The sequence below is a fragment of the Streptomyces speibonae genome (genome assembly GCF_984686075.1).
On the sequence record NZ_OZ480260.1, the window covers coordinates 4406164 to 4430026 of the forward strand.

General features: G+C 72.0%; 28 protein-coding genes and 1 pseudogene. 20 read left to right on the plus strand and 9 right to left on the minus strand.

From position 1 onward, the window contains the following. Positions 1-76 precede the first annotated feature (76 nt). Genes AC5L3C_RS19965 through AC5L3C_RS19975 form a run of 3 tightly spaced genes read left to right on the plus strand, consistent with a single transcriptional unit; the run spans position 77 to position 3158 of the window. Entirely contained in the window at positions 77-937 is an 861-nt protein-coding gene (locus AC5L3C_RS19965) for an ABC transporter ATP-binding protein (protein ID WP_493650148.1), read from the plus strand. Next, complete coding sequence (locus AC5L3C_RS19970) at positions 934-2472, plus strand: ABC transporter permease (protein ID WP_493650149.1); 1539 nt, start codon at positions 934-936, stop codon at positions 2470-2472. The genes AC5L3C_RS19965 and AC5L3C_RS19970 overlap by 4 nt, the downstream gene beginning before the upstream one ends. Continuing rightward, on the plus strand, positions 2469-3158 hold the full coding sequence (locus AC5L3C_RS19975) for an ABC transporter (RefSeq protein ID WP_493650150.1): 690 nt from the start codon (positions 2469-2471) through the stop codon (positions 3156-3158). The genes AC5L3C_RS19970 and AC5L3C_RS19975 overlap by 4 nt, the downstream gene beginning before the upstream one ends. On the opposite strand, the gene mshD is transcribed toward AC5L3C_RS19975, so the two are convergent. Continuing rightward, positions 3118-4050 carry a mycothiol synthase gene (gene mshD, locus AC5L3C_RS19980; protein WP_493650151.1) on the minus strand — a complete coding sequence of 311 codons (933 nt, stop codon included), beginning with the start codon at positions 4048-4050 and terminating at the stop codon, positions 3118-3120. The genes AC5L3C_RS19975 and mshD overlap by 41 nt on opposite strands. A 181-nt stretch (positions 4051-4231) precedes the next feature. Here mshD and AC5L3C_RS19985 point away from each other — a divergent pair, with 181 nt between their 5' ends. Further along, positions 4232-6061 carry a bifunctional metallophosphatase/5'-nucleotidase gene (locus AC5L3C_RS19985; RefSeq protein ID WP_493650152.1) on the plus strand — a complete coding sequence of 610 codons (1830 nt, stop codon included), beginning with the start codon at positions 4232-4234 and terminating at the stop codon, positions 6059-6061. Between the two features lie 105 nt (positions 6062-6166). On the opposite strand, the gene AC5L3C_RS19990 is transcribed toward AC5L3C_RS19985, so the two are convergent. The 7 genes from AC5L3C_RS19990 to AC5L3C_RS20020 form a co-directional block, all read right to left on the minus strand. Beyond that, positions 6167-6346 carry a DUF1737 domain-containing protein gene (locus AC5L3C_RS19990; RefSeq protein ID WP_493650153.1) on the minus strand — a complete coding sequence of 60 codons (180 nt, stop codon included), beginning with the start codon at positions 6344-6346 and terminating at the stop codon, positions 6167-6169. 52 nt (positions 6347-6398) lie between these two features. Further along, the gene (locus AC5L3C_RS19995; RefSeq protein ID WP_493650154.1) at positions 6399-7022 is read right to left on the minus strand and encodes a DUF7691 family protein; all 624 of its coding nucleotides are present in this window, start codon (positions 7020-7022) and stop codon (positions 6399-6401) included. Positions 7023-7099: 77 nt separating this feature from the next. Continuing rightward, entirely contained in the window at positions 7100-8584 is a 1485-nt protein-coding gene (locus AC5L3C_RS20000) for a sensor histidine kinase (RefSeq protein ID WP_493650155.1), read from the minus strand. Next, a complete protein-coding gene (locus AC5L3C_RS20005; RefSeq protein WP_125505566.1) occupies positions 8581-9315 on the minus strand; it encodes a response regulator transcription factor in 735 nt (244 codons plus the stop codon). The genes AC5L3C_RS20000 and AC5L3C_RS20005 overlap by 4 nt, the downstream gene beginning before the upstream one ends. A 98-nt stretch (positions 9316-9413) precedes the next feature. Continuing rightward, positions 9414-10445: a S1C family serine protease gene (locus AC5L3C_RS20010; protein WP_493650156.1), complete on the minus strand. Its 1032-nt coding sequence runs from the start codon at positions 10443-10445 to the stop codon at positions 9414-9416. 159 nt (positions 10446-10604) lie between these two features. Next, positions 10605-11627 (minus strand): LacI family DNA-binding transcriptional regulator, encoded by a 1023-nt coding sequence (locus AC5L3C_RS20015; protein WP_125505568.1) that lies wholly within the window; start codon positions 11625-11627, stop codon positions 10605-10607. Between the two features lie 107 nt (positions 11628-11734). Further along, positions 11735-12514: a winged helix-turn-helix transcriptional regulator gene (locus tag AC5L3C_RS20020; RefSeq protein WP_493650157.1), complete on the minus strand. Its 780-nt coding sequence runs from the start codon at positions 12512-12514 to the stop codon at positions 11735-11737. A gap of 187 nt (positions 12515-12701) precedes the next feature. Here AC5L3C_RS20020 and AC5L3C_RS20025 point away from each other — a divergent pair, with 187 nt between their 5' ends. The 10 genes and pseudogenes from AC5L3C_RS20025 to AC5L3C_RS20070 all read left to right on the plus strand — a co-directional run bounded on the left by AC5L3C_RS20025 (position 12702) and on the right by AC5L3C_RS20070 (position 18659). Further along, complete coding sequence (locus tag AC5L3C_RS20025; protein ID WP_493650158.1) at positions 12702-13577, plus strand: alpha/beta hydrolase; 876 nt, start codon at positions 12702-12704, stop codon at positions 13575-13577. A 37-nt stretch (positions 13578-13614) separates the two neighbouring features. Continuing rightward, a complete protein-coding gene (locus tag AC5L3C_RS20030) occupies positions 13615-13869 on the plus strand; it encodes a MoaD/ThiS family protein (protein ID WP_125510277.1) in 255 nt (84 codons plus the stop codon). Positions 13870-13872: 3 nt separating this feature from the next. Beyond that, entirely contained in the window at positions 13873-14967 is a 1095-nt protein-coding gene (locus tag AC5L3C_RS20035; RefSeq protein WP_493650159.1) for a hypothetical protein, read from the plus strand. A gap of 598 nt (positions 14968-15565) precedes the next feature. Then, positions 15566-16306, plus strand: coding sequence for an LmeA family phospholipid-binding protein (locus AC5L3C_RS20040; RefSeq protein ID WP_493650160.1), 741 nt, complete (start codon positions 15566-15568; stop codon positions 16304-16306). Between the two features lie 224 nt (positions 16307-16530). Beyond that, a complete protein-coding gene (locus tag AC5L3C_RS20045) occupies positions 16531-16614 on the plus strand; it encodes a putative leader peptide (RefSeq protein ID WP_493653945.1) in 84 nt (27 codons plus the stop codon). A 124-nt stretch (positions 16615-16738) separates the two neighbouring features. Beyond that, entirely contained in the window at positions 16739-17584 is an 846-nt protein-coding gene (locus AC5L3C_RS20050) for a sulfurtransferase (protein WP_125505573.1), read from the plus strand. A gap of 43 nt (positions 17585-17627) precedes the next feature. After that, positions 17628-17915 carry a DUF1416 domain-containing protein gene (locus AC5L3C_RS20055; protein ID WP_004986406.1) on the plus strand — a complete coding sequence of 96 codons (288 nt, stop codon included), beginning with the start codon at positions 17628-17630 and terminating at the stop codon, positions 17913-17915. Between the two features lie 87 nt (positions 17916-18002). After that, positions 18003-18263, plus strand: a complete 261-nt coding sequence (locus tag AC5L3C_RS20060; RefSeq protein WP_493650161.1) for a DUF3099 domain-containing protein — start codon at positions 18003-18005, stop codon at positions 18261-18263. 10 nt (positions 18264-18273) lie between these two features. Then, positions 18274-18327: pseudogene (locus AC5L3C_RS20065) on the plus strand (hypothetical protein); the annotation flags it as partial. Positions 18328-18383: 56 nt separating this feature from the next. Next, positions 18384-18659: a VOC family protein gene (locus AC5L3C_RS20070; RefSeq protein WP_493653947.1), complete on the plus strand. Its 276-nt coding sequence runs from the start codon at positions 18384-18386 to the stop codon at positions 18657-18659. Here AC5L3C_RS20070 and AC5L3C_RS20075 read toward each other — a convergent pair. Continuing rightward, entirely contained in the window at positions 18653-19015 is a 363-nt protein-coding gene (locus AC5L3C_RS20075) for a DsrE family protein (RefSeq protein WP_493650162.1), read from the minus strand. The two genes, AC5L3C_RS20070 and AC5L3C_RS20075, sit on opposite strands and share 7 nt — an antisense overlap. Before the next feature lie 121 nt (positions 19016-19136). Here AC5L3C_RS20075 and AC5L3C_RS20080 point away from each other — a divergent pair, with 121 nt between their 5' ends. The 6 genes from AC5L3C_RS20080 (at position 19137) to ygfZ (ending at position 23836) form a co-directional block, all read left to right on the plus strand. Next, positions 19137-19919, plus strand: a complete 783-nt coding sequence (locus AC5L3C_RS20080; RefSeq protein WP_493650163.1) for a hypothetical protein — start codon at positions 19137-19139, stop codon at positions 19917-19919. Beyond that, on the plus strand, positions 19916-20710 hold the full coding sequence (locus tag AC5L3C_RS20085) for a hypothetical protein (protein ID WP_493650164.1): 795 nt from the start codon (positions 19916-19918) through the stop codon (positions 20708-20710). The genes AC5L3C_RS20080 and AC5L3C_RS20085 overlap by 4 nt, the downstream gene beginning before the upstream one ends. After that, positions 20707-21543, plus strand: coding sequence for a hypothetical protein (locus AC5L3C_RS20090; RefSeq protein ID WP_493650165.1), 837 nt, complete (start codon positions 20707-20709; stop codon positions 21541-21543). Before AC5L3C_RS20085 ends, AC5L3C_RS20090 begins: the two co-directional genes overlap by 4 nt. A 227-nt stretch (positions 21544-21770) precedes the next feature. Then, positions 21771-22346: a heme-binding beta-barrel domain-containing protein gene (locus AC5L3C_RS20095; RefSeq protein WP_493650166.1), complete on the plus strand. Its 576-nt coding sequence runs from the start codon at positions 21771-21773 to the stop codon at positions 22344-22346. Positions 22347-22423: 77 nt separating this feature from the next. Beyond that, positions 22424-22861, plus strand: a complete 438-nt coding sequence (locus AC5L3C_RS20100) for a Fur family transcriptional regulator (protein WP_493650167.1) — start codon at positions 22424-22426, stop codon at positions 22859-22861. A 9-nt stretch (positions 22862-22870) separates the two neighbouring features. After that, positions 22871-23836, plus strand: coding sequence for a CAF17-like 4Fe-4S cluster assembly/insertion protein YgfZ (ygfZ, locus tag AC5L3C_RS20105; RefSeq protein WP_493650168.1), 966 nt, complete (start codon positions 22871-22873; stop codon positions 23834-23836). The last annotated feature ends 27 nt before the right edge of the window (positions 23837-23863 follow it).

Here is a 23863-nt window from a genome sequence, read left to right on the forward strand (position 1 = left end):
CTCAGCACTCAGCACTCACTGTTCGGCGGGCGGTTCGACCCGCCCGCCGGCCCCAGCATCCCTCCGGGAGTTCTGTATGACCCCCACCGTCTCCGCCTCCGGGCTGAGCCTCCATTACGGCGGTACCCGCGCCCTCGACGACGTCTCACTGCGGCTGTCCGCCGGCGTCACCGGGCTGCTCGGACCCAACGGCGCCGGCAAGACCACGCTGCTGCGGGTCCTCGCCACCGCCGTACCGGCCGACCGGGGCGCCTTCACCGTGCTCGGCCACGACCCGGGCACCTCGCGCGGCCGCCAGGAGGTCCGCCGGCACCTCGGCTACCTGCCGCAGACGCCCGGCTTCCACCCCGACTTCACCGCCTTCGAGTTCGTCGACTACGTGGCCATCCTCAAGGAGCTGACCCACCGCGCCGCCCGGCACCGCGAGGTGCGGCGCGTGCTCGACGAGGTCGGCCTCGGCGACGTACGCGGCAAGCGCATCAAGAAGCTGTCCGGCGGCATGCGGCAGCGGGTCGCGCTCGCGGCGGCCCTCGTCGGCGACCCCGAGTTCGTCGTCCTCGACGAGCCCACCGTCGGCCTGGACCCCGAACAGCGCATGCGGTTCCGGGAGCTGATCGCCCGGGCCGGGGAGGGCCGTACGGTGCTGCTGTCCACGCACCAGACCGAGGACGTGGCGATGCTCTGCAACCGCGTGGTGGTACTGGCCGACGGCACCGTCCGCTTCGACGGCACCCCCGCCGAGCTCACCGCCCAGGCGGCGGGCCGGGTGTGGAGCAGCGCGGAACGCGACCCCGGCGCCAAGGCCGGCTGGCGCACCGGACAGGGCACCTTCCGCAACGTGGGCGACCCGCCCCCCGGCGCCGACCTGCTCGAACCCACCCTGGAGGACGGCTACCTGCTCACCCTCGACGGCGCCGACGCGGAGGTGACGGCATGACCACGACCTCGGCCGACCGGGCCACCACGCCCACCCCCGCCGCGACGGCGGCCGGCCCTCGCGACTCCTGGGCGGCGGTGTTCGCCCTCGCCCGCTTCGAGGCACGCCGGCTCCTGCTGCGGGTGCCCGTCCTCACCGCCTTCGCGGTGTACCTCACCTGGATCGTGTGGCGCACCCGCGACTCCTTCGACGGTTTCCCCGCGTTGCAGGACGCCGACCGGGCCACCCAGGGCGGGCCGCTGCTCGTCGGCCTCGCGGTGCTGCTGTGCGCCAACCACGCCGTGCTGCGCTCCGACCGGTACGGCACCGACCGGCACTTCACCGTGCTGGTGGTCCAGCCGTGGCGCCGCACCGTGGCGCATGTGCTGTCCGTCGTCCCGGTGACGCTGCTCGCCACGGTGGGCGTGGCCGGCCAGTTCACCTGGGAGGCGCTCAAGCCGGGTGCCGTGGGGAACGGCTCACCCGCCGAACTCCTCGTCGGACCGCTGTCCGTGCTGCTGTGCGGCGCGTTCGGCGTGCTGCTGGGCCGGCTGCTGCCCGCGCCGCTGGCCGCACCGCTGCTGATCGTGTTCCTGCTGCTGTTCTTCGTCTTCACCACGGGCTTCGGCAGCTGGGCGCGCTGGCTGATGCCGGTGGTCGGCGAGGGCGGCGGCTCCTTCAGCCTGCCCTCCGAGCTGCTGGGCCGCCCCGCCGCCTGGCACGCCCTGTACCTGGCGGGACTCGCGCTGACCGTGGCCCTGCTGGCGGTGCTGCTCTCCGGCGGCCTCCGGCTGCGGGCCGTCCAGGCGGGCGTCGCGGGTGCGCTGGCGCTGACCGTGGTGGGCGCCGTGGGACAGTCCCGGGGCGTGCCGGAGGAGACGGCCGAGGCGCGTACGCGGGTCTCGGTCACGCCGGAGAAGGTGCACCGCTGCGACGAGCGGGACGCCACGACCTACTGCGCCTTCCCGGAGTGGGCCCCCCGCACCGACGACTGGGCGGAGGTCGTGGACGGCGTGCGCTCCCTCGCGGGCCCCGGCGCCCAGGACCGGCCGCTGGTCGTACGGCAGCGGGTGGAGGCCCGCTACGGACTGGACAACGACCCGCTCCTCACCCCGTCCGCCCGCTCGGGCGAGGTGACCGTCGGCACCACCTGGGGCGGCAACCGCGTCCCCGAGTTCGCCGCCGCCGTGGCCGGTGTGCTGGTCACCGGGAAGGAGGAGGCGGTGCACGGCATCTGCGACGGCCGGATGGTCACCGTCATGTGGCTGGCGCTCGCCGACCTCCCGGACCCGGTGGACGCCATGCGCAGCGTCCGTCTTGACGACAGCGACACCGGCTCGGCGATCGTCGTCTCGCAGACCGAGCCGCTGTCGATGTCCGCCGCGCACACGGAACTGGTGCGCGAGCTGCTCCGGCGGCCCAAGGAGGACACCGCCGCCCAGATGCGGACCAACTGGGCCGAGCTGACGGCCCCCGGTGTGACCACGGACCGCGTCGCGCAGATGCTGGGCCTGGACGCGCCGGACGTGGACGAGGAAGAGGAAGAGTGCTCGTGAGCGCCCGATCGGTGAGCTCCGTCCTCGTCCGGCCGCTGGCACGGACGCTGCCCTGGCGGACGATCGCGGCGGCGGGCGTCCTGGGCCTGCTGCTGGCCGCCGCCCCCAGGCTGGCGGGCGACGACGCCAACATCTGGCTGGCGGTGACCGCGCTGCGGACGTCCGCCGTCGCCTTCGCGCTCGGCGCGGCCTTCCTGCTGGACGACCCCGCCCGGCACACCACGGCCGCCGTCCCCGCCCGGCGCGCCGTCCGGCACGGCCTGCGCCTGGCCCTCCTGGCACCGGTGGCCGCCGTGTACTGGACCGGGGCCCTCCTGCTCGTCCCCGGACCCCTGCGCCCCCCGGCCGGCGCGGTCACGGTGGAGGCGGCGGCGGTCCTCGCCCTCGCCCTCACCGGGTCGGCGTTCGCGATCCACCGCGGGGACGGCCTCCGGCCGGGTCAGGCGGTCGCCGGGTTCCTGCTTGCCTCGACGGTCCTGGCGCCGCTGCTGACTCCCGGGAGCTGGGCGCTGTTCGTGGCGCCGGGCGACCCGAGGTGGGCGGCCGGCCACGACCGCTGGGCGCTGCTGCTGTGCGCGGTCCTGGCGGTGGGGGCGGTGTGCGCCACGGAGCCGGTACGGCGGTACCGGCTGCGCGGAACCGGACTCAGGTCTCCGTCCGGTACATCAGATCCGTCTCGTGCGTGACGAAGCCCAGCCGTTCGTAGACGGACACGGCGGCCTTGTTGTCGGCGTCGACGTAGAGCATGGCGGTCGGCAGTCCCTGGTCCGCCAGGTACCGCAGCCCGATCGTGGTGAGGGCCTTGCCGAGGCCGCTGCCCTGGGCGTCGGGGCTCACCCCGAGGACGTACACCTCGCCGAGCCCCTCGTCCCGGTGCACCTTGGTCCAGTGGAAGCCGACGAGCCGGCCGTCGGCGTCCTCGGCGAGGAAGAAGCCCTCGGGGTCGAACCACGGCTCGGCCCCCCGGTCGTCGAGGTCGCGCTGGGTCAGTGAGCCCTGCTCGGGGTGGTGGGCGAAGGCGGCGGCGTTCAGCTCCAGCCAGGCCGCGTCGTCCCGACCGGGCACGAACGTACGGACGCGCACGCCCTCCGGCAGCACCGGATCCGGCAGGTCGAGGCCGGCCAACGGCCGCCGCATCTGCCGCAGTTCCCGGAACAGCGTCAGACCCAGCACCTGGGCCAGATGCCGGGCGGCGGAGTGACCGCCGTGCGCCCACACCCGCAGCCGCTTCCCGGAGGCGGCGAGCAGCGCGGCACCGAGCGCCCGCCCGTGCCCGCTGCCCCGGTGCGAGGGGTGCACGACGAGTTCGGCGGCCGGCGGCTCCACCGGATCGGTGTCCTCCAACTGGGCGTATCCGACGAGTTCGTCACCGACGGTCAGTAGCAGGTGCGAGACGCCCTCCCGCTCCCCGCCGCGCAGTTGCAGCCGCCCCTGCTCGGACACCGCCTGCTGACCGTCGGTCCGCGCGGCCTCGGCGAGCAGCGCGAGAACCGCGTCGACCTGCTCGGGGGAGAGCGCGCTGAGGGTCTGGAGCGAACGGGGCCGGCCGGTCCGTGCGAAGTCGTCGTCGCTGGTCATGCCTACGAGGGTAAGGGGAGGGCGCCGGAGGGCGCCGCAATCCGGGCGGCAAGGGCGCCGCTCCACCAGCCACAGGGGCGCCGCCGAAAGATAAACCAGGTCGTAACCCTGAAGCCCCTGTCGCGCTACGCGCGTTGACTCTAGGCTGCGCCGGTACCCACTCGGACTCACAGGGGGACGCATGCCAGCCAATTCCCCGGCGCACCCTCCGCGCCGCAGACGCCGTACGAACCGTCTCCTCGCGACCGCCGCCGGTGTGCTCACCGCCGGCGCGCTGGCCGCCGCGGCCCTGCCCGGGTCGGCAACCGCGGGCGAGAACCACGGCGGCAAGGGCAGGTCGCACGGCCACCACCACGGCCGCTACCAGGAGGTCCAGCTCCTGTCGTTCAACGACCTGCACGGCAACCTGGAGCCCCCGTCGGGCTCCTCCGGCCGGGTCACCGAACTCCAGCCGGACGGCACGACGAAGACCATCGACGCGGGCGGTGTCGAGTACCTCGCCACCCACCTGCGCGAGGCCCGCGAGGGCAACCGCTACTCCATCACCGCCGCCGCCGGCGACATGGTGGGCGCATCCCCCCTGATCTCCGGTCTCTTCCACGACGAGCCCACGATCGAGGCGCTCAACAAGCTCGATCTGGACGTCACCTCGGTCGGCAACCACGAGTTCGACGAGGGCGCCCGGGAACTGCGCCGCCTGCAGAACGGCGGCTGCCACCCTGACGACGGCTGCGCCACGGACAAGAAGTTCAAGGGCGCCGACTTCCCGTACCTGGCGGCCAACGTCGTGAACGAGAAGACCAAGAAGCCGCTCCTCAAGCCGTACTGGGTGTGGAAGCAGAAGGGCGTCAAGGTCGGCTTCATCGGCGTGACGCTCGAGGGCACCCCGGACATCGTCTCCGCCGAGGGCGTGAAGGGCCTGTCCTTCAAGGACGAGGTCGAGACGATCAACAAGTACGCCCGGGAACTGCGCCGCAAGGGCGTGAAGTCCATCGTGGCGCTCATCCACGAGGGCGGCTTCCCCGCGTCGTCCGCCTACAACTACGACTGCGACTCCCCGGGCGCCGGCGACGGCATCTCCGGCCCGGTCGCGGACATCGCCAAGAACGTCACGCCGGACGTGGACGCGCTGGTCACCGGCCACACCCACGCGGCGTACGCCTGCACCATCCCGGACCCGTCGGGCAAGCCGCGCACGGTCACCTCGGCCGCGTCCTTCGGCCGCCTCTACACCGACACCACGCTGACGTACGACCGCCGGACCGGCGACATCGCCCGTACGGCGGTGAAGTCCGCGAACCACGTCGTCACCCGGGACGTCCCCAAGGCGCCCGACATGACCCGCCTGATCAACAAGTGGAACACCCTCGCCGCCCCCATCGGCGACCGCCCGATCGGCTACATCTCCGGCGACATCGTGCGCGACGGTACGGAGTCCCCGCTCGGTGACCTCATCGCCGACGCGCAGCTGGCGTACGGCAGGACACTGGACCCGGAGACCGACCTGGCGCTGATGAACCCCGGCGGCATCCGCGCCTCCCTCACCCACGCGGCCAGTGGCAGCGAGGGCGACGGCGTGGTGACGTTCGCCGAGGGCTTCACGGTCCAGCCGTTCGCCAACACGGTCAACCTCCAGGACTTCACCGGGGCGCAGCTGATCCAGGCCCTGAAGGAGCAGGTCAGCGGGGTGAACGAGGCGGCACCGAAGATCCTCCAGATTTCGTCCGGCCTGACCTACACCCTGGACCTGACGAAGACGGGCGCGGACCGCGTGGTCACCGACTCGATCCGGCTGGACGGCTCGCCCATCGACCCGGCCGCCACCTACCGCGTCGCGACGAACAGCTTCCTCGCGGGCGGCGGCGACGGCTTCCCGACCCTCGGCGAGGGCACCGACGACCTGGTCGGCCTCGACGACCTGACGGCCCTCGAGCAGTACCTGACCGCCAACTCCTCCCCCGCCTCCCCGCTCACCCCGCCGGCGGCGGACCGCATCACGATCGTGCAGTAACCACCGTTGCCGCCCGGGGCGGGTACGAGCTCACACACCACCTCGTACCGGCCCCGACGGCTGTCACCACGCTGTGCATTCCACTGAGCCCCGGCCGCTGGTCGATCAGTCGATCCACACCATGGCCTGCGCGACGATCACCCGCTCGCCGTCGAAGGTGACGGCCGGCCCTTTGTGCAGCATGTACCCCATATCCAGAGCCTCGCTCACCCGGCGGCAGAACTCCGCATCATCGGGACCGGTCAGTACGCGGTAGACGGGCAACCCGTCCGGTGGTGTGGACATACGCCCACCGTGCCACGCGGGTTGCCCGGATGTGCGGGAAAAGAACAACCCGTCAGAAGCGGAACCCGATGACGCCGAAGCCCGTTTGGGCCTGGGCGCTCCGCATCCATCCGATGCACTGCATGACCGCGTCCACGACGTCGGGGTCGAGGGGCGGCGGTGCCTGGCGCCCCTCGTCGACCGCCTGCTTGGTCGCCTCGAACTGCTCGAGTGCCTCGGCTATCCGCTCCGGCGTCCACTCACCGCAGTCCACGACGTAGGTGGACGGCAGCGGCGCGGGCAGACTGCCGAAACCGAAGTCCTCGACGGACACGGCGGTGATCCCCAGGGCCTTCAGCCCCTGCCCGACGACCGACAGCCAGTCACCCCGGTGGGGCGTGTAACAGTCGTTGGCCAGGAACGAACCGGTGAGCGAACACAGCCGCTCGTAGGCGTACGCGTACTGAAAGGCGTGCTCCGTGTCCGCACTGAAGGGCCCACCGTGGACGACCGCCCGCAGCGCCTCGTACGCGGTGGGCGCACCGTCCTCGATGCCGCTCCGGAACTGAGCGTCCGCGCGCTCCAGCTGACCCCCGAAGTTGGTACGGATCACCTCGAGCAACTGGTCGTCCCGGGACCCGATGAGGGCACGCGTGGCAGCGACGTCGAGCAGGTAGACACTCAGCGAGGAACTCATGCGACGAATCTAGGTCCCCCCTCTGACATCGCGAGCCCATCCCAGCGATGGCGCGGACCGGCCTTCAACGGCATGCTTCAGCGGGCCGTCGGCGGTGCGGAATCCTTCGGGGCCCGAGGGGGCGGGGTCGGGGCGCCCGGGAGGTGGATGGTGGCCGTGGTGCCGGTGCCGTCGGCCGGGGTCAGGGTGACCGTGCCGCCCGCCTGGTGGACCGTGCGGGCCACGATCGACAGGCCCAGGCCGGAGCCGGGGAGGGCGCGGGCGGTCGGGGAGCGCCAGAAGCGGTCGAAGACGTGCGGGAGTTCGTCGGCCGGGATGCCGGGGCCGTGGTCGCGGACGGTGAGGACGCCGTCGGCGAGGCGGACCTCGATGGTGCCGCCGGGCGGGCTGAACTTCACCGCGTTGTCGAGGATGTTGACCACCGCCCGCTCCAGCGCCGCGGGCTCGGCCCGTACGTACCAGGGCCGCACGTCCGCCGTGATGCTCAGCTCCGGGCCGCGCAGCCGGGCACGGCGCAGCGCCGACTCGACGGTGTCGTGCCACGCCACGATCCGGGTACGGCCCGCCTGCTGGTCGGTGTCCGGGCGGGACAGCTCCTGAAGATCGCCGATGAGGGCGGCCAGTTCCGTCATCTGCGCCTTGACCGAGGAGAGCAGCGCCTTGCGGTCCTCGGCGGGCAGCGGACGGCCCGTGTCCTCGCTGCGAGTGAGCAGCTCGATGTTGGTGCGCAGGGAGGTGAGCGGGGTGCGCAGTTCGTGGCCGGCGTCCGCGATGAGCTGCTGCTGGAGGTCGCGGGAGCTGGCCAGGGACGAGGTCATGCTGTTGAAGGAGCGGGAGAGGCGGGCGATCTCGTCGTCGGCGTCCTCCTCCACGGGGATGCGGATGCCCAGGTCCTCGGTGCGGGCCACGTGTTCGACGGCCGCGGTGAGCCGGTCGACCGGGCGCAGTCCGGTACGGGCGACGGCGAGCCCCGCGGCGGCGGAGCCGAGCACGCCGATGCCCGAGACGAGGAGCAGCAGCAGGGCCAGCTCGTTGAGCGTGGACTGGGTGTTGCTGAGCGGCAGGGCCACGACGAAGGCGTAGTCCTGGACCACCGCCCGGCTCAGCGGGCCGGTCTTCACGGTGACGGCCGTCGTCAGCACGCGCACCCGCGTGCCGTCGCTGTCGGTCCCGTTGCGGAAGAACCCCTCGTTGGGGTCCGGGGCGGCGGCCACGTCCTTGTCGCCGCCGGTGACGTCGACCGCGGCCGCGGAGTAGGGCAGCACGCACACCCTGCCGTCCGAGCGGACCAGTTGGGCGTACTGCTTGCTGCGCGGGGTGATCGTGCCCGTGTCGGAGGGCTCGGGGACACAGGCGTTGGTGAGCTGCTCGAACTCCTCCTGCTGGAGCGTGAGCACCGACTCCTTCAGATCCTCGTCGATCTCGTCGTACAGCTTCCCGCGCACGATGAACCAGCAGGTCACCGACACCGCCGCCACCGCGAACGCCACGGCCGCCGCCACCAGCAGGGACAGCCGCGCCCGGATCGGCAGCGAGCGGACGCGGCGCAGCGCCTTCGTCACTCCGCGCCGCCCTGCCGCAGCGCGTACCCCACCCCCCGCACCGTGTGCACCAGGCGCGGCTCGCCGCCGGCCTCGGTCTTGCGGCGCAGGTACATGACGTACACGTCCAGCGAGTTGGAGGACGGCTCGAAGTCGAAGCCCCAGACCGCCTTGAGGATCTGCTCCCGGGTGAGCACCTGCCGGGGGTGGGCCATGAACATCTCCAGCAGGGTGAACTCCGTGCGGGTCAGCTCCACCGGACGCCCGCCGCGCGAGACCTCCCGGGTGGCCAGGTTCATGGTCAGGTCGGCGAAGGAGAGGACGTCGTCGGACTCGGCGGAGGCGGCCACCGCCGCCGCGTAGGAGCTGCGGCGCAGCAGCGCGCGGATCCGGGCGAACAGCTCGTCCAGCTCGAACGGCTTGACCAGGTAGTCGTCCGCCCCGGCGTCCAGCCCCGTCACCCGGTCGCCGACGGTGTCCCGGGCCGTCAGCATCAGGATGGGCGTGGTGTCGCCGGTGGCGCGGATGCGGCGGGCGGCGGTGAGGCCGTCCATGCGGGGCATCTGGATGTCCAGGACCAGCAGGTCCGGCCGGTACGCCGCCGTCTTCTCCAGGGCGTCCGCGCCGTCGACGGCCACCTCGGTGCCGTACCCCTCGAAGGCCAGGCTGCGCTGGAGCGCTTCGCGGACCGCCGGCTCGTCGTCGACGATCAGGATGCGCTGGGGGGCACGGTCGCCTTCTGCGGGGGTCATGGTGTGTCGGGTTCCTCTTGTTCTGCGCCGGGGAGCGCGGCCATGGGCCTTGGGGCTCGGTACGGGTCTTCAGCCTCGCACGTTTCCCGGGGTGCGCGTCAGTTCGTCGAGCCGGAGCGCAGGTCCGGCAGGTCCGCCTTCACCGTGTCGACCGGGATGGCGAAGCCGAGGCCCACGCTGCCCGCCGCGGACGCGCTCAGGCCGCTGGGCGCGTACATCGCGGAGTTGATGCCGATGATGTTGCCGTTCATGTCGATCAGCGCGCCGCCGGAGTTGCCCGGGTTCAGGGACGCGTCGGTCTGGATCGCCTTGTACGTGGTCGTGGAGTCGCCGGTGTCGCCGTTGAACTCACGCCCGCCGAACTCGAACGGCCAGTTGCCGCCCTGCTGCCGGCGCTCCTGCCCGTTGTCCCTGGAGACGGTCACATCGCGGTCGAGGGCGGAGACGATGCCGCTGGTCACCGTGCCGGTGAGGCCCTCGGGGGAGCCGATCGCCACCACCTGGTCGCCGACCCGCACGGCGTCGGACTCACCGAGGGTGGCCGCCTTCAGACCGGAGGCGTTGTTCAGCTTGAGCAGCGCCAGGTCCTTGGCGCTGTCGGTGCCGACCACCTCCGCGGTGTACGTCTTGCCGTCGTTCGTCCGCACCTTGATCGAGGACGCCCCGGCGATCACGTGGTTGTTGGTGACGATCTCGCCGTCGCCGGTGATGATCACGCCGGAGCCGGTGGAGGAGCCGGTGCCGGTGGTCGCGTTGATCTCGACGATGCTCGGGCTGACCGCCTCGGCGACGCCGGACACCGTGCCCTTCTGGCTCGACGGTACGACGTTGGTGCTGGTGGAGCTGGAGCCGGCGACGGTGTCGGAGCCGGTGAGCTCCTGCACGCCGTAGGCGGTGCCGCCGGCCACGGCCGCCGCGACGATCGCGACGGCGGCGAGCATCGCGACGGGACCCCGGGTCGGCCTGCGCCGCGGGGGCCGGGCGGGTGGGTACGGCTGCTCGGGCGCCGGGTCCGAGGACTGCGCCGGCGTCGGGGCGGACGCGGGCGGGGGCGGCCACTCGGGGTCCACTCGGTGGGGGTTGCTGCTCTCGTACTCGCCGCTGGGGCGGGGGCTCTCGGTCATGTTCATGAGCGTCGCGCGGGACGATGAGAACACCCTGAGTGCTCGCTGAGAAGCCCGGCAGAAGCTCGTATGCCCGATATAAAGGGTCGGGGGCGGGATGAAGGACTCGGGACGCGGGTTCCGGTGGCGGGTTGGTGCGGGTCGATGCGGGTCGGTGCGGGTTGGTTACGCGCAGCCGCAGGACTGGCGTACCACCAGGCGGGACGGGAACACCTTCAGGCGCTCGCGGCGCGAGCCCGCCACCCGCAGACCGTCGTCGAGGACGAGGTCGACCGCGGCACGGGCCATCGCCGGGCGGTCGGAGGCGACCGTGGTCATCGGCGGGTCGGCGAGCGCCGCCTCCTTGATGTCGTCGAAGCCCGCCACCGCCAGCTCGCCCGGCACGTCGATGCGCAGCTCCCGCGCGGCGCGCAGGATGCCGATCGCCTGGTCGTCGGTGGAGCAGAAGACCGCCGGCGGGCGGTCCGGCCCCGAGAGGATCTCCAGGCCGACGCGATAGGCGTCGTACCGGTTGTACGGGGCCTCGAAGAGACGCCCCTCGGTCGGTATCCCGGCCTCCTCCATCGCGCGCCGCCAGCCCTCGACGTGGTCCGAGACCGGGTCGCCGACGGCCGGGGTCTCCGCGGTGCCGCCGACACAGGCGACATACGCGTTGCCGTGCTCCAGCAGGTGGCGCACGGCGAGCTGGGCGCCGCCGAGGTCGTCCGTGACGACCGCCACGTCGTCGATCGCCTCCGGGCGCTCGTGCAGCAGCACCACCCGGGCGTCCCACGCCTCGATCTCCGCGGCGGCCAGGTCGTTCAGCGCGTGGCTGACCAGGATCAGACCGGAGACGCGCATCCCGAGGAAGGCGCGCAGATAGTGGACCTCGCGCTCGGCGATGTAGTCGGTGTTGCCGACCAGCACCATCTTCCCGCGCTCCGACGCCGCCTGTTCGACCGCGTGCGCCATCTCCCCGAAGAACGGCTGCCGGGCGTCCGGGATGATCAGGCCTATGAGGTCCGTGCGCCGTGACGCCATCGCCTGGGCGACGCGGTCGGGCCGGTACCCCAGCTCCTTGATCGCGGCGAGAACGCGCTCGCGCGTGGCCGGGGCGACCGGCCGGGGTCCGTTGTTGATGACATAGCTGACGACGGCGGTGGACGTACCCGCCAGCCGCGCCACATCATCCCTGGTTACCTTGGCCACGCGCGGAGTCTACGCGGATATATCCGGTCGGGGCAGGGCGTGCAGAGAGTTCCGAACAGCATGAAAACGGCTCGCATGTGCGAACGCAATGCTCATGCGTGCGCCCGTCACGCCCGCGAGTGCGCGTCGGTGGCCTTCTTCGTGGCCGTCTCGTCCGCATCCGCGGCCTTTTGCCGGTCGGCCTGGGCCTTCGCCTCCTCGGCCGCGCGCTCCACCTTTTCGGGCGTAACGAATCGATAACCGACGTTCCGGACGGTCCCGATCAGCGACTCGTGCTCGGGGCCGAGCTTGGCGCGCAGCCGCCGTACGTGCACGTCCACCGTGCGGGTGCCGCCGAAGTAGTCGTAGCCCCACACCTCCTGGAGGAGCTGGGCGCGGGTGAAGACCCGGCCGGGGTGCTGCGCCAGATACTTGAGCAGTTCGAATTCCTTGAAGGTCAGGTCGAGGACCCGGCCCTTGAGTTTCGCGGAGTACGTCGCCTCGTCGACCGACAGATCGCCGTTGCGGATCTCCATCGGGGAGTCGTCGTTGACGATCTGCTGGCGGCCCATCGCCAGGCGCAGCCGGGCCTCCACCTCGGCCGGGCCCGCGGTGTCCAGCAGCACGTCGTCGATGCCCCAGTCCGCGGTGACGGCGGCCAGCCCGCCCTCCGTCACCACCAGCACGAGCGGGCAGCCCGGGCCGGTGGAGCGCAGGAGCTGGCACAGGCTGCGCACCTGCGGAAGGTCCCGGCGGCCGTCGACGAGGATGATGTCGGCGCCGGGGGTGTCGACCAGGGCGGGGCCCTCCGCGGGGGCCACGCGCACGTTGTGCAGGAGCAGGCCGAGGGCGGGGAGCACCTCCGTCGACGGCTGGAGTGCGTTGGTCAGGAGCAGCAGCGAGCTCATCGCGTCTCCTCACCTGCTCGGAGCCGGGTCGTCCTGTCGTGCACGGATCGCTCTCCCATGACGTCTGGTTCCTCCTCGGTCCCTGCGACGGGGGCGCGCTTCCCGCGTTCGTATACAACGCTTCCGAAAGCACAAAAGGACCCGGGGGCTTCGCTGCCCGAGTCCTCTTCGCAGCAGAATAGCCGACATGAGCATCGATCGGGCAGGTCATGTGGCGCGGCCCACGCATCGTCCGTATTCCGAGACGGGTGGGACGGGCCGGGGGGTCACGTCCTCGCGGACGTTTCTGCGTACCGCTGACGGGGTCGCGATCGATGCCGTGCACCGGGCGGGGGCGGCCGGTTCCGTCGGTGATCTGGTGTTCGTGATCGCCCACGGCTTCACCGGCGACGCGGACCGGCCGCACGTGCGGCGCGTGGCGCGGGCGCTGTCGACGTACGGCGCCGTCGTGACGTTCTCCTTCCGCGGGCACGGGGCGTCCGGCGGGCGGTCGACCGTGGGGGACCGGGAGGTGCTGGATCTCGCGGCGGCCGTGGGGTGGGCGCGTGAGCTGGGGTATGCGCGGGTGGCCACCGTGGGGTTCTCGATGGGGGGATCCGTGGTGCTGCGGCATGCGGCGACGGCTGCGGCTGCTTTTTTGGCTGCGGCGGAGGAGGGCGGTGGCGGGAGTGGGTCCGTCGACGCCGTGGTGTCCGTGAGTGCGCCGGCGCGGTGGTTCTATCGCGGGACCGCGCCCATGCGACGGCTGCACTGGCTGGTGACCCGGCCGTCGGGGCGGGTCGTCGGGCGGTACGGGCTGCGTACGCGGATCCATCACCGGCAGTGGGATCCGGTGCCGGTGTCGCCCGTCGAGGCGGTGCCGGGGATCGCGCCGACGCCGTTGCTGATCGTGCACGGCGACCAGGACGCGTACTTTCCGCTCGACCATCCGCGGATGCTGGCGGCCGCCGCCGGGGAGCACGGGGAGCTGTGGGTCGAGCCCGGCATGGGGCACGCGGAGAACGCGGCGCCGGAGCCGCTGTTGGGGCGGATCGGGGACTGGGTGGTCGCCCGGGCGGGCTAGCCTGACGGTGTCTATGTCCACCGAGAGGAACCAGCAGATGGCAAAGGTCACGGTGCGGTACTGGGCCGCCGCCAAGGCCGCGGCCGGGGTGGCCGAGGAGGCGTACGAGGCGGACACGCTCGCCGAGGCGCTGGACGCCGTGCGGGGGCGGCACTCCGGAGAACTGACGCGCGTGCTGAAGCGGTGCTCGTTCCTCGTTGACGGTGATCCCGTGGGCAAGCGCGCGCATGAGACGGTACGGCTGGCCGACGGCGGCACGGTCGAGGTGCTTCCGCCGTTCGCAGGAGGGTGAGCGATGACGAACCAGCCGTACGGGTCGTACGGGGCGCATGAGCCGCCGCAGGCGTGGCCGGGGCAGGCGGGGCCGGGGCCGGCCGGCCCCGGGCAGGCAGGGCCGGGGCCGGCCGGGCAGCAGGGGTACTACGAGGATCCGTACGCGGATCAGCAGTACACGCAGCAGTGGCAGGGGCAGACCTGGGAGACGCAGATGCAGCCGCCGGTGGCCGCGTCCGCGTCGGCCGGTGTGGAGGAGACGTCGTATCTGCCTCCGCAGCCGGTCTCCGTGCCGGGAGCCGCGGCGGGGGCCGGGCCGGGAGCCGGGGCGGGCGGGCCCGAGTACGGGCCGGCTACGCTGGGTGGGAACTCCCGTGTCACCGACGCGCAGCGGGCGCGGGCGGAGGGGCGGTCGCCGGTCATCGAGCCCGGGATGCAGCCGGCGGTGCTCACGGCGGTGCTGGGGGCGTTGCTCGCGGGTGGGGCGGCGCTGGGGACATATGCGCTGCTTATGCCGCTGGTGCTGTTGCAGGGGCTCACCGCGGCGGGCTGGTTCCGGCTGAACGGCATGTGGCCGGCGCGGCAGGGGATCGCGCTGGGGTTCCTGGGCGCGGTGGTCGCGGATGTGGCGCTGCTGGCGTCCGACCGGTCGCCCGCGGCGATTCTGGGGGCGCTGGGGGTGTGGGTGCTGCTGTCGCTGGTGCTACAGCTGCGGTCGCACGCGGATCCCGATGAGCGGATGTACGGCCTGATGGCGACGGTCGCCGCGGCGGCGTTGGCGATCACGGCGGGCGGGTTCCTGGCGGCGGACGCGGATGCGGTGACCGTGGGGGCGCTCGCCGTGGCGGTGGCGATGGTGGCGCGGGCGCTGCCGTTGCCGACGGCGGTGTCCGTGGTGGTCGCGCTGGCGGCCGCGGCGGGGGCGGGGTTCGCGGTCGGGGGGATGGAAGCGGCGGGGGCGGGGGTCGGTGCGGGCGCGGCGGTCTGCGCGCTGATCGGCCACCGGGTCGCGAGCTACGACTACCCGTCACGCTTCGTGCACTTCACAGCGGGCGTCGCCCTGCCCCTGGCGGCGGCGGGTCCCGCGGTCTACGTCCTGTCCCGCCTCGCCACCTGACGTCTGGATGCCTGCGGCGCAGGTGCGGGTGCGGTGGGGGCTTGGGTAGCGCCCACAGTGGGTGGGTGGTGCGGGGGCGGGTCGGGGGTGTACGTCCTCGGACTGGCGCGATGGAGCTTGTTGGCGGGGCTGAACGGCGCGGACGCGCCAGCCACTGCGGGCGCACACCCCCGCCCCGCCCCCTCCCGTCACCGGCGCCTGCCGCACTCCGCGGGCTACGCGCCGCCCCTCCCCGCCGTCCCCGCGGTCCGCGCCGTCCGCGCGAGCCGCGCCATCCGCGGGCAGTCGTGCCGCTGGGGCGGCACGGGTGGGCGCGACGGCACCCCGTTGGCGCCGGGCTGCGCAGACACCCCCCGGCCCGCACCAACGCAGGGCACCTGCAGAAGCGCCGGGTGTGCAACATCCCCCGGGCCACCCCAGCGCGGGCCAGCGTTCACGCGCCGGGTGTGCGGCACCTCCCGCCGTCCACGCCCACCCCCTGTCACAGCTGATCGACAATTCCGCAGCCCACACCCCCGTCCGAGTTACGCTCGCGCCAGGACGGCCGCCCGGTCGTCGGGGAACGCCGTCGACACCAGCCAGGTGGGGGAATCACCGCATGCGCGCACTGCGAATACTGCTCATCGTCGTCGTGATACTGGGCGGAATCTTCGTGATCGTGGACCGCATCGCGGTCAACTTCGCCGAGGGCGAGGCCGCGGACCGCCTGAAGGCGAACGAGAACCTCGCCTCCACCCCCGACGTGTCCATCAAGGGCTTCCCCTTCCTCACCCAGGTCGCCGGCGGCACCCTCGACGAGGTGCAGGTCGGCATCGACGGCTACGAGGCCGACACCGGCGACGGCGCCCAGAAGATCCGCATCGGCGACCTCCGCGCCGACATGAAGGGCGTCGACTTCTCCAGCGACTTCAGCTCCGCCACCGCCGACCGCGCCACCGGCACCGCGACCGTCGCGTACGACGAGCTGCTGAAGACCGCCAAGTCCGAGCCCACCCAGGTGGCCAGCGGGATCACCGCCGAGGTCGTCGGCCTCTCCGACGGCGGCAACGGGAAGATCAAGGTCGAGGTGGAGGCCACCGTGTTCGGCAACAAGCTGCCCGAACCGGTCTTCGTGCTCAGCACGGTGTCGGTCGTCGACGGTGACACCGTGCGGGTGAAGGCCGACGCGCTGCCCGAGTTCGCCGGGGCCTCGCTCGCCGAGGCGCAGGTGCGGCAGATCACCGACTTCCAGCAGAAGATCGAGGGACTGCCCGGCGGGATCCGCCTGGACAAGGTCGAGCCGGCCGAGAAGGGCATGAACATCACGGTGACGGGTTCCGACGTCCGTCTGGTCGGGTAGGTATGGGTCCGGCGGGGACGGCGTCCGTCAGTTGAGACGGCTGTGTCCGCAGGGCAGATGAACGGACGGGGTCCCGAGGTCCCCGGCGGGCTCGAAGGGGCGCGTTTCCCTCCTTCGGTATCACATCACGGACGATCTCGTCTCAGCATGCGACACATCGGTGACACGCCCGCCCTGACCTCCTTACGATCGACCCCATGCAGTGCCAGACGAGCGTCGTCCCCATGCCGCGGGGACTGGCGGATCTCACGAAGCGGCGGGCAGTGGACCTGTGCCGTGTCGCCGCCATGCTCTGTCGCACCTTCTGAGCGGACGCGTCGCCGTCCGCACCTCTCGCCCCGCCCGTGAAGGGCGCCCGTGCGCCTGCCTGCCCAGGGCGCGCACACCTGTCACTCGCATGTCCCGCCGCAACTGCCCCGGAGGAGAATCAGCATGAGCCGCAGCGACGTCCTGGTCGACGCCGATTGGCTCCAGGAGCACCTGGACGACCCGACCATCGCCATCGTCGAGGTGGACGAGGACACCACCGCCTACGAGAAGAACCACATCAAGAACGCCATCCGGATCGACTGGACCCAGGACCTGCAGGACCCGGTCCGCCGTGACTTCGTCGACCAGGCCGGCTTCGAGAAGCTGCTGTCGGACAAGGGCATCTCCAACGACCACACGGTGGTCCTCTACGGCGGCAACAACAACTGGTTCGCGTCGTACGCCTACTGGTACTTCAAGCTGTACGGCCACGAGAACGTCAAGCTCCTCGACGGCGGCCGCAAGAAGTGGGAGCTCGACGCCCGCGAGCTGGTCCCGGGCGACGAGGTGCCGGAGCGGCCGAAGACCGAGTACAAGGCCAAGGCGCAGGACACCTCCATCCGTGCCTTCCGCGACGACGTCGTGGCCGCCATCGGCGCGCAGAACCTCGTCGACGTGCGCTCGCCCGACGAGTTCTCCGGCAAGCTGCTCGCCCCGGCCCACCTGCCGCAGGAGCAGTCGCAGCGTCCGGGCCACGTCCCGACGGCCGCCAACATCCCGTGGTCGAAGAACGCCAACGACGACGGCACCTTCAAGTCGGACGACGAGCTCAAGGAGCTCTACGCCGCGGAGAACGTCGACCTGGCCAAGGACACCATCGCCTACTGCCGCATCGGTGAGCGTTCCGCGCTGACCTGGTTCGTGCTGCACGAGCTGCTCGGCGTGGAGAACGTCAAGAACTACGACGGCTCCTGGACCGAGTACGGCTCCCTCGTCGGCGTGCCGATCGAGCTCGGCGCCGGCAAGTAATCCCACCCGACCGACCTTTCCAGACCCCTTCAGGGAGTAAGACATGTGCGGTGCGAAGGCCGGCGGCCCGGACGCCTCGACGATCAAGCCCGGTGAGACCACCATCCAGGGCCAGGTGACCCGCGACGGCGAGCCGGTGACGGGCTACGTCCGTCTGCTGGACTCGACCGGTGAGTTCACCGCGGAGGTTCCGACCTCCGCCACCGGGCAGTTCCGCTTCTACGCGGCGGAGGGCACCTGGACCGTCCGCGCCCTGGTGCCCGGCGGCACCGCCGACCGCACGGTCGTCGCCCAGCAGGGCGGCCTGGCCGAGGTCGCGATCGCGGTCTGAGGACGCGAGAGGCCTTGAAGGGCCGCATCCCACGGGTTGGACGCCCGGGATGCGGCCCTTCGGCATGTCCGGACCTACGCTGGACGTATGTACGCGCGCAGGCGGCACATCTACTTCGTCATGATGGGCACCTGCATCGGGCTGTTCGTCCTGGCATGGGGAGTGGTGCGGCTCTGGTCGGTGCCGGCGGCCGTGGCGATGTGCCTGGTCGCCATGGTCATCCCGCCGCTCGCCGCGGTCGTCGCCAACCGGCGGGGCCCGGACGACCGCTGGTGGGACGATCCGTCCGGCGACCCGCAGTCGGACGAGTGGTGGGACGAACTGGACGGCAAGAAGCGGCCCCACTAGGAAGGGGCCCATGTGCGCTGCGAGGCTGTCCACGGTCGTGCTCGACGCGCGTGACGCGCACGAGCTGGCCGGTTTCTATGTCCAGCTACTCGGATACGAGGTGCGTGCCGAGGAGCCGCACTGGGTGCTCATCGGGCCGCCGGGCGGGGGTGCGGGGACGGCGCTCGCCTTCGAGACGGAGCCCGGGTACGTCCCGCCGGTCTGGCCCGCCGCCGGCCCGGCGACCAGCAGATGATGCTGCACCTCGACATCGAGGCCGACGACCTGGACGCGGAGACCGCGCGGGCGGTGGCGGAGGGGGCGACGCTCGCCGGACACCAGCCGCAGGACGACGTGCGGGTGCTGTTCGACCCCTCCGGGCATCCGTTCTGTCTGTGGGTGCGGTCCGCTCAGTAGACGAGTGCCTGGGTGTCGTGCGCCATGGCCTCCTGCACGAAGACCTGCGCGCCCGCGATGCGCACGCCCTCGAGGACGTCCTTCTCCGTGATGTCGCGGCGGGCCGCGCACTGGGTACACAGCGTCACCCGGCCGCCCGCCAGGAGCGAGTCCAACAGGTCGGGCAGCGGCGCGGCGTGCGGCAGCTCGAACTCGGCCGCCCGCCCAGGCACCGCGAACCACGCGGACTCACCGGTCAGCCACAGCGACACGTCGACCCCGCTGGCCACCGCCACCGCCGCCACGGTGAACGCCTGCGAACACCGTTCAGGAGCATCCGCCCCTGCGGTCACCTTGATCACGAGCTTTTTCGCCATGACTGAATCGTAATCAAGATCGCCGCAACTTCGGCCGGGGGTTGAAGGTCTCCTGGGCGCGCGCACTCGGAACGCGCGCTTCACCTTCTTGTGGGGGGACGTCTTGGAACAACCCGGAGAAGTGACCGCTGCGCCCGGAACGGCGGATGCGGCGGAGGCCCCTCCGGCTCCGGAGGCGGGACGAAGACTCCGGTGGCGGGGGCGTACGGCCGCGCTGATCGGTGCCGCCGTGGTGCTGGGGCTCGTCGCCGGGACCTGCGCCGGCTACCTCGTCCAGGCCGACCGTGCGCCCACCCCGCTGCCGCCGCTGGGGCAGCCGGCGCTCCCGCAGGCGGAGGGCAAGGGGCCCGAACCCCTGTCCGCGGCGCAGGACCGCCGCGTGAGAACCGACGGCGATCTGCGCAAGCTGCTGATCAGGAGGCCCCGCTCGGCCCGGCCCGCCGACTGGCTGCCGGACGAGGACGGCTGGATGACCCTCGCCCAGTACGCCCGTGTCAGCTCCGCCCGCTTCTACGACGACACCAGAAGAGCATTCCGGCAGCTGGCGATGGAGGAGTTCCGGCGGGTGGCCGTCACGGGATGGTATGACGGCGACCACGACGTGGAGATCCGGCTGGTTCAGTTCCGGCAGGAGGAGACCGTCGTGGCCGCCGAGAGCGTCGTCAACAGTCAGACCCGGGCGGAGGGGGCGTTCACGGACAGCTGGCTCGTGCCCGGCACCGAGGACGGGCGGGCGTACGTCCACAAGGAGCCCGTGCGGGAGCCTGGCTACGAAGCCTTCTACAGCGCGGAGGCGCACGCCTGGCGCGGGGACATCGCGGTGGAGATCTGGGTGTCCTCGAGCGAGCCCGTCCCCAAGAAAATGATCTTAGATCTGGCCGAGCGGCAGATGGAGCAGCTGTGAGCACGAACGAGAGCCGGCCGGCCACGCCCGCAGAGCCCACCGGGAAGCGGCCCGTGCGAGGCGGGCGGATCGCGGCCGTTGCCGGCTGCGCGCTGGTGGCCGCTGCAGTGATCGCCGCGGCGGGCTGCACCGTCGTCACCGTGCGGGGAGCCGACCGCGATGCCGGTGCGCCCGTCTGGGAGATCCCCAGGGCGGACACCGCCGGGGAGAAGACGCCGGAGGCCCAGGGGCTGGCCGGGATGCTCGTGCCGCACGGGTACGACGGCTGGCTCCGGGGCCCGGACCTCGCCGAGTACGGCGCGGACGCGCAGCTCGACGGAGCGCGAGCCACGGCGTTGCACAAGCAGTCGCTGCTCGGCCTGCCGCGCTCCCAGCGCAAGCGCCTGGAGAAGGAGATCGACAGCTGGCGCGTGGAGGGCATCGCGATGCGCAGTTACACCAGCGGGTCGATCGCCTTCTACAGCGAGGAGCAGGTCTTCACCGTCGGCATCGTGCTCACCCGGATGAAGGACGGCGAGGCCGTGCGGGACCTCGCGCGGTACCAGACCGGGTTAGTCGACGCCCTCGACATCTTCCGCGAGGGTCCGAAGGTCAAGGGCCACAAGGACGCCGAGTGCTTTCTGCCGCCCGGCACGGAGTCCGGCCTCGAATCGATGCGCTGCTCCGCCCCCGCGGGAGACATCCTGGTCACCCTCACCGCGGAGGCTGCGACGCCGCTCGACACCGAGGGCGTCGCCACGCTGCTCGGTCAGCAGCTGGACCGTATCGCCGAAACCGGGAAGGCCGTATGAGCGAGCAGCAGGCCCTTACGCCGAGCGCGTCCCCGCAGGAGCCGCCGGCGGAACCGGTGCCGCCCGTGCGCAGGGACCGCCTGTCGCGCGCCGTCCTGCGCTGGACGGCCGCGGTCGTGGTCTTCGCCGTGGTGGGTGCGGGTACCGCGTACGGCATCACCCGGATGGACCGCACCGACCTGCCCGGGCTGGAGACGGAGTCCGACGGGCGCTGGGCGTACCCGAAGCTCACCAAGCCGCCGCTGCCGTCGGGCAGTCCGGGGCCGCAGGCGGAGTCCAACCCGGCCGGCGCCCACCACGCCGACCTCCGCGCGTTGCTGCTGCCCGCTCCGGAGGGTGCCGAGGAGAGCAAGGCGTTGCGCGGCACGGACGGCTGGCTGCCGACCGGGGAGTTCCTGGAGGAGTACGCGGACAAGGGGGACCGGGAGATCCTCGGGCAGAAGCTCGTCGATGCCGGTCTGCGGCACATCGCGGCCCGTGGCTGGACCACGCGGGACGGCACGCGCACCCGGATCTACCTGCTGCGGTTCGACACCGCGGCCGTGGTGGAGGAGAAATTCTTCCGCCCGTACTTCTCCTACGGTGACCCGGTGTACGAGGTGCGCGGCACGGAGGACGTGGCCTTCGACGAGTTCCTGAGTGACAACGCGGTGGTCCCGGGCGTCGACCGCGGCGCCTACGTCGAGTCCAAGCCGTACGGCAAGGAGCACGAGCGCTACGCCTACCTCGCCGCGGGCGACGTCCTCGGCGTCGTGCTGCAGTCCCGGAAGGGGATCGCGCACGCCCTCCCCTTCCAGCAGACGGTGGCCCTGCAGAGCCAGCTGCTGAGCTGACCGGCGGCGAGGACCCACCTCGCACGGAGTGGCGGGCCCCGGCCGCGTAAGCTGGGGGCCGGCCCCGTGTACGTCTTCGCACTTCCCGCTCAAGGAGCACCCCGTGGTTATCTTCTTCGAAGCCCTGCTGGTCCTCGTCGCCGTCGGCGTTCTCGCCTTCGCCGGGCTGACCGTGAAGAAGCTGTACCAGGGCCAGCGCTGATCACCGACGCCAGGAAGTTCCGCTCATGATCGAGATCCCGTCCGACCTGCACAAGGACCTCGTCCCGCTCGCCTTCCTGCTGGGCAGCTGGGCCGGCGCCGGCGTGCACGACTTCCCCGGCGCGGAGAAGTGCAACTTCGGCCAGGAAGTCACCTTCACCCACGACGGCCGGAACTTCCTCGAGTACAGCTCCCGCACCTGGGTGCTGGACGGCGACGGCAACAAGGTCCGGCCGCTGGAGTCCGAGTACGGCTACTGGCGGATCGACGCCGACCGCAAGGTCGAGGCGACGATGACCCGCGACGACGGTGTCATCGAGATCTGGTACGGCGAGCTGGCCGCGGGCAAGCCGCAGATCGACCTGGTCACGGACGCCGTGGCCCGCACCGTCGGCTCCCGGCCCTACACCGGCGGCAAGCGGCTGTACGGCTACGTCAAGAGCGACCTGATGTGGGTCGGCGAGAAGCAGACCCCCGAGGTCGAGCTGCGCCCGTACATGTCGGCGCACCTGAAGAAGGTCGTCACCCCGGAGGAGGTCGAGCGCTGGGCCAAGGCCCTGCCCGACGACATGCCGGACGACGGGATCGCCTTCTTCAAGTAGGAATCGCCTCCTTCAAGTAGGAATCGCGTTCTTCACGCAGGAGCGGGCCCCGGCCGCGGACGCCCTAGACTCGTGGTGTGGTGAGCACCGACTGGAAGAGCGACCTCAGGCAGCGCGGCTACCGGCTGACGCCGCAGCGCCAACTCGTGCTCGAAGCCGTCGACACCCTCGAGCACGCGACCCCCGACGACATCCTCGTGGAAGTGCGCAAGACCGCGTCGGGGGTCAACATCTCCACCGTGTACCGCACGCTGGAGCTGCTGGAGGAGCTGGGCCTGGTCAGCCACGCCCACCTCGGGCACGGCGCCCCGACCTACCACCTCGCGGACCGGCACCACCATCTCCACCTGGTCTGCCGCGACTGCGGCAACGTCATCGAGGCCGACGTCGAGGTGGCCGCCGAGTTCACCGCCAAGCTGCGCGGCGCCTTCGGTTTCGACACCGACATGAAGCACTTCGCGATCTTCGGCCGGTGCGAGGACTGCGCCGGGAAGGCCTCGTCCGCCGAGTCGTAGGCTTGGCGTATGAAGAGCCCCCTGCTGACCCTGCCCGGCGCCGTTCCCGCCGAGGGTGTGGACGAAGGCGTGGCCGCCCACTACGGCGACCTGTTCCGCGAGCAGCGCGCACTCGCCGACGGCACCGGTTTCGTCGACCTGTCCCACCGCGGGGTCGTCACCGTCACCGGACCGGAGCGGCTGTCCTGGCTGCATCTGCTGCTCACCCAGCACGTCAGCGAGCTGCCGCCGCACCAGGCCACCGAGGCCCTGATCCTCTCCGCCCACGGTCACATCGAGCACGTGCTCTACCTGGTGGACGACGGCGAGACGGTCTGGGCGCACGTCGAGCCGGGCACCCAGGAGGCGCTGATCGCGTACCTGGAGTCGATGAAGTTCTTCTACCGGGTCGAGGTCGCCGACCGCACCGCCGACACCGCGGTGGTGCATCTGCCCGCCGGGTCCATCGCGGAGGCGCCGGAGGGCGTGGTGGTGCGCGAGACGCCGTACGGGCGGGATCTGTTCCTGCCCCGCGCGGAGCTGGAGTCGTTCGCGGAGAAGGCGGGGCCGCCGGCCGGGATCCTCGCGCACGAGGCGCTGCGGGTCGAGCAGCAGCGGCCGCGGCTCGGCTTCGAGACCGACCACCGCACCATCCCGCACGAGCTGGGCTGGATCGGCGGCGCGGTGCATCTGCAGAAGGGCTGCTACCGGGGGCAGGAGACGGTCGCCCGGGTGCAGAACCTGGGCAAGCCGCCGCGGCGCCTGGTCTTCCTGCACCTGGACGGCAGTGAGGTGCATCTGCCGGTGCCGGGGACGGACGTCCGGCTGGCCGACGACGGGCCGGAGGGACGCAAGGTCGGATTCGTCACGACGTCCGTACGCCATCACGAGCTGGGGCCGGTGGCGCTGGCGCTGGTGAAGCGGAACGTGCCGGTGGACGCGCGGCTGCTCGCCGGGGAGACGGCGGCCGCACAGGAGACCGTCGTCGAGCCGTGAGCGGCGCCGCAGGGCTCAGCTCTCCGG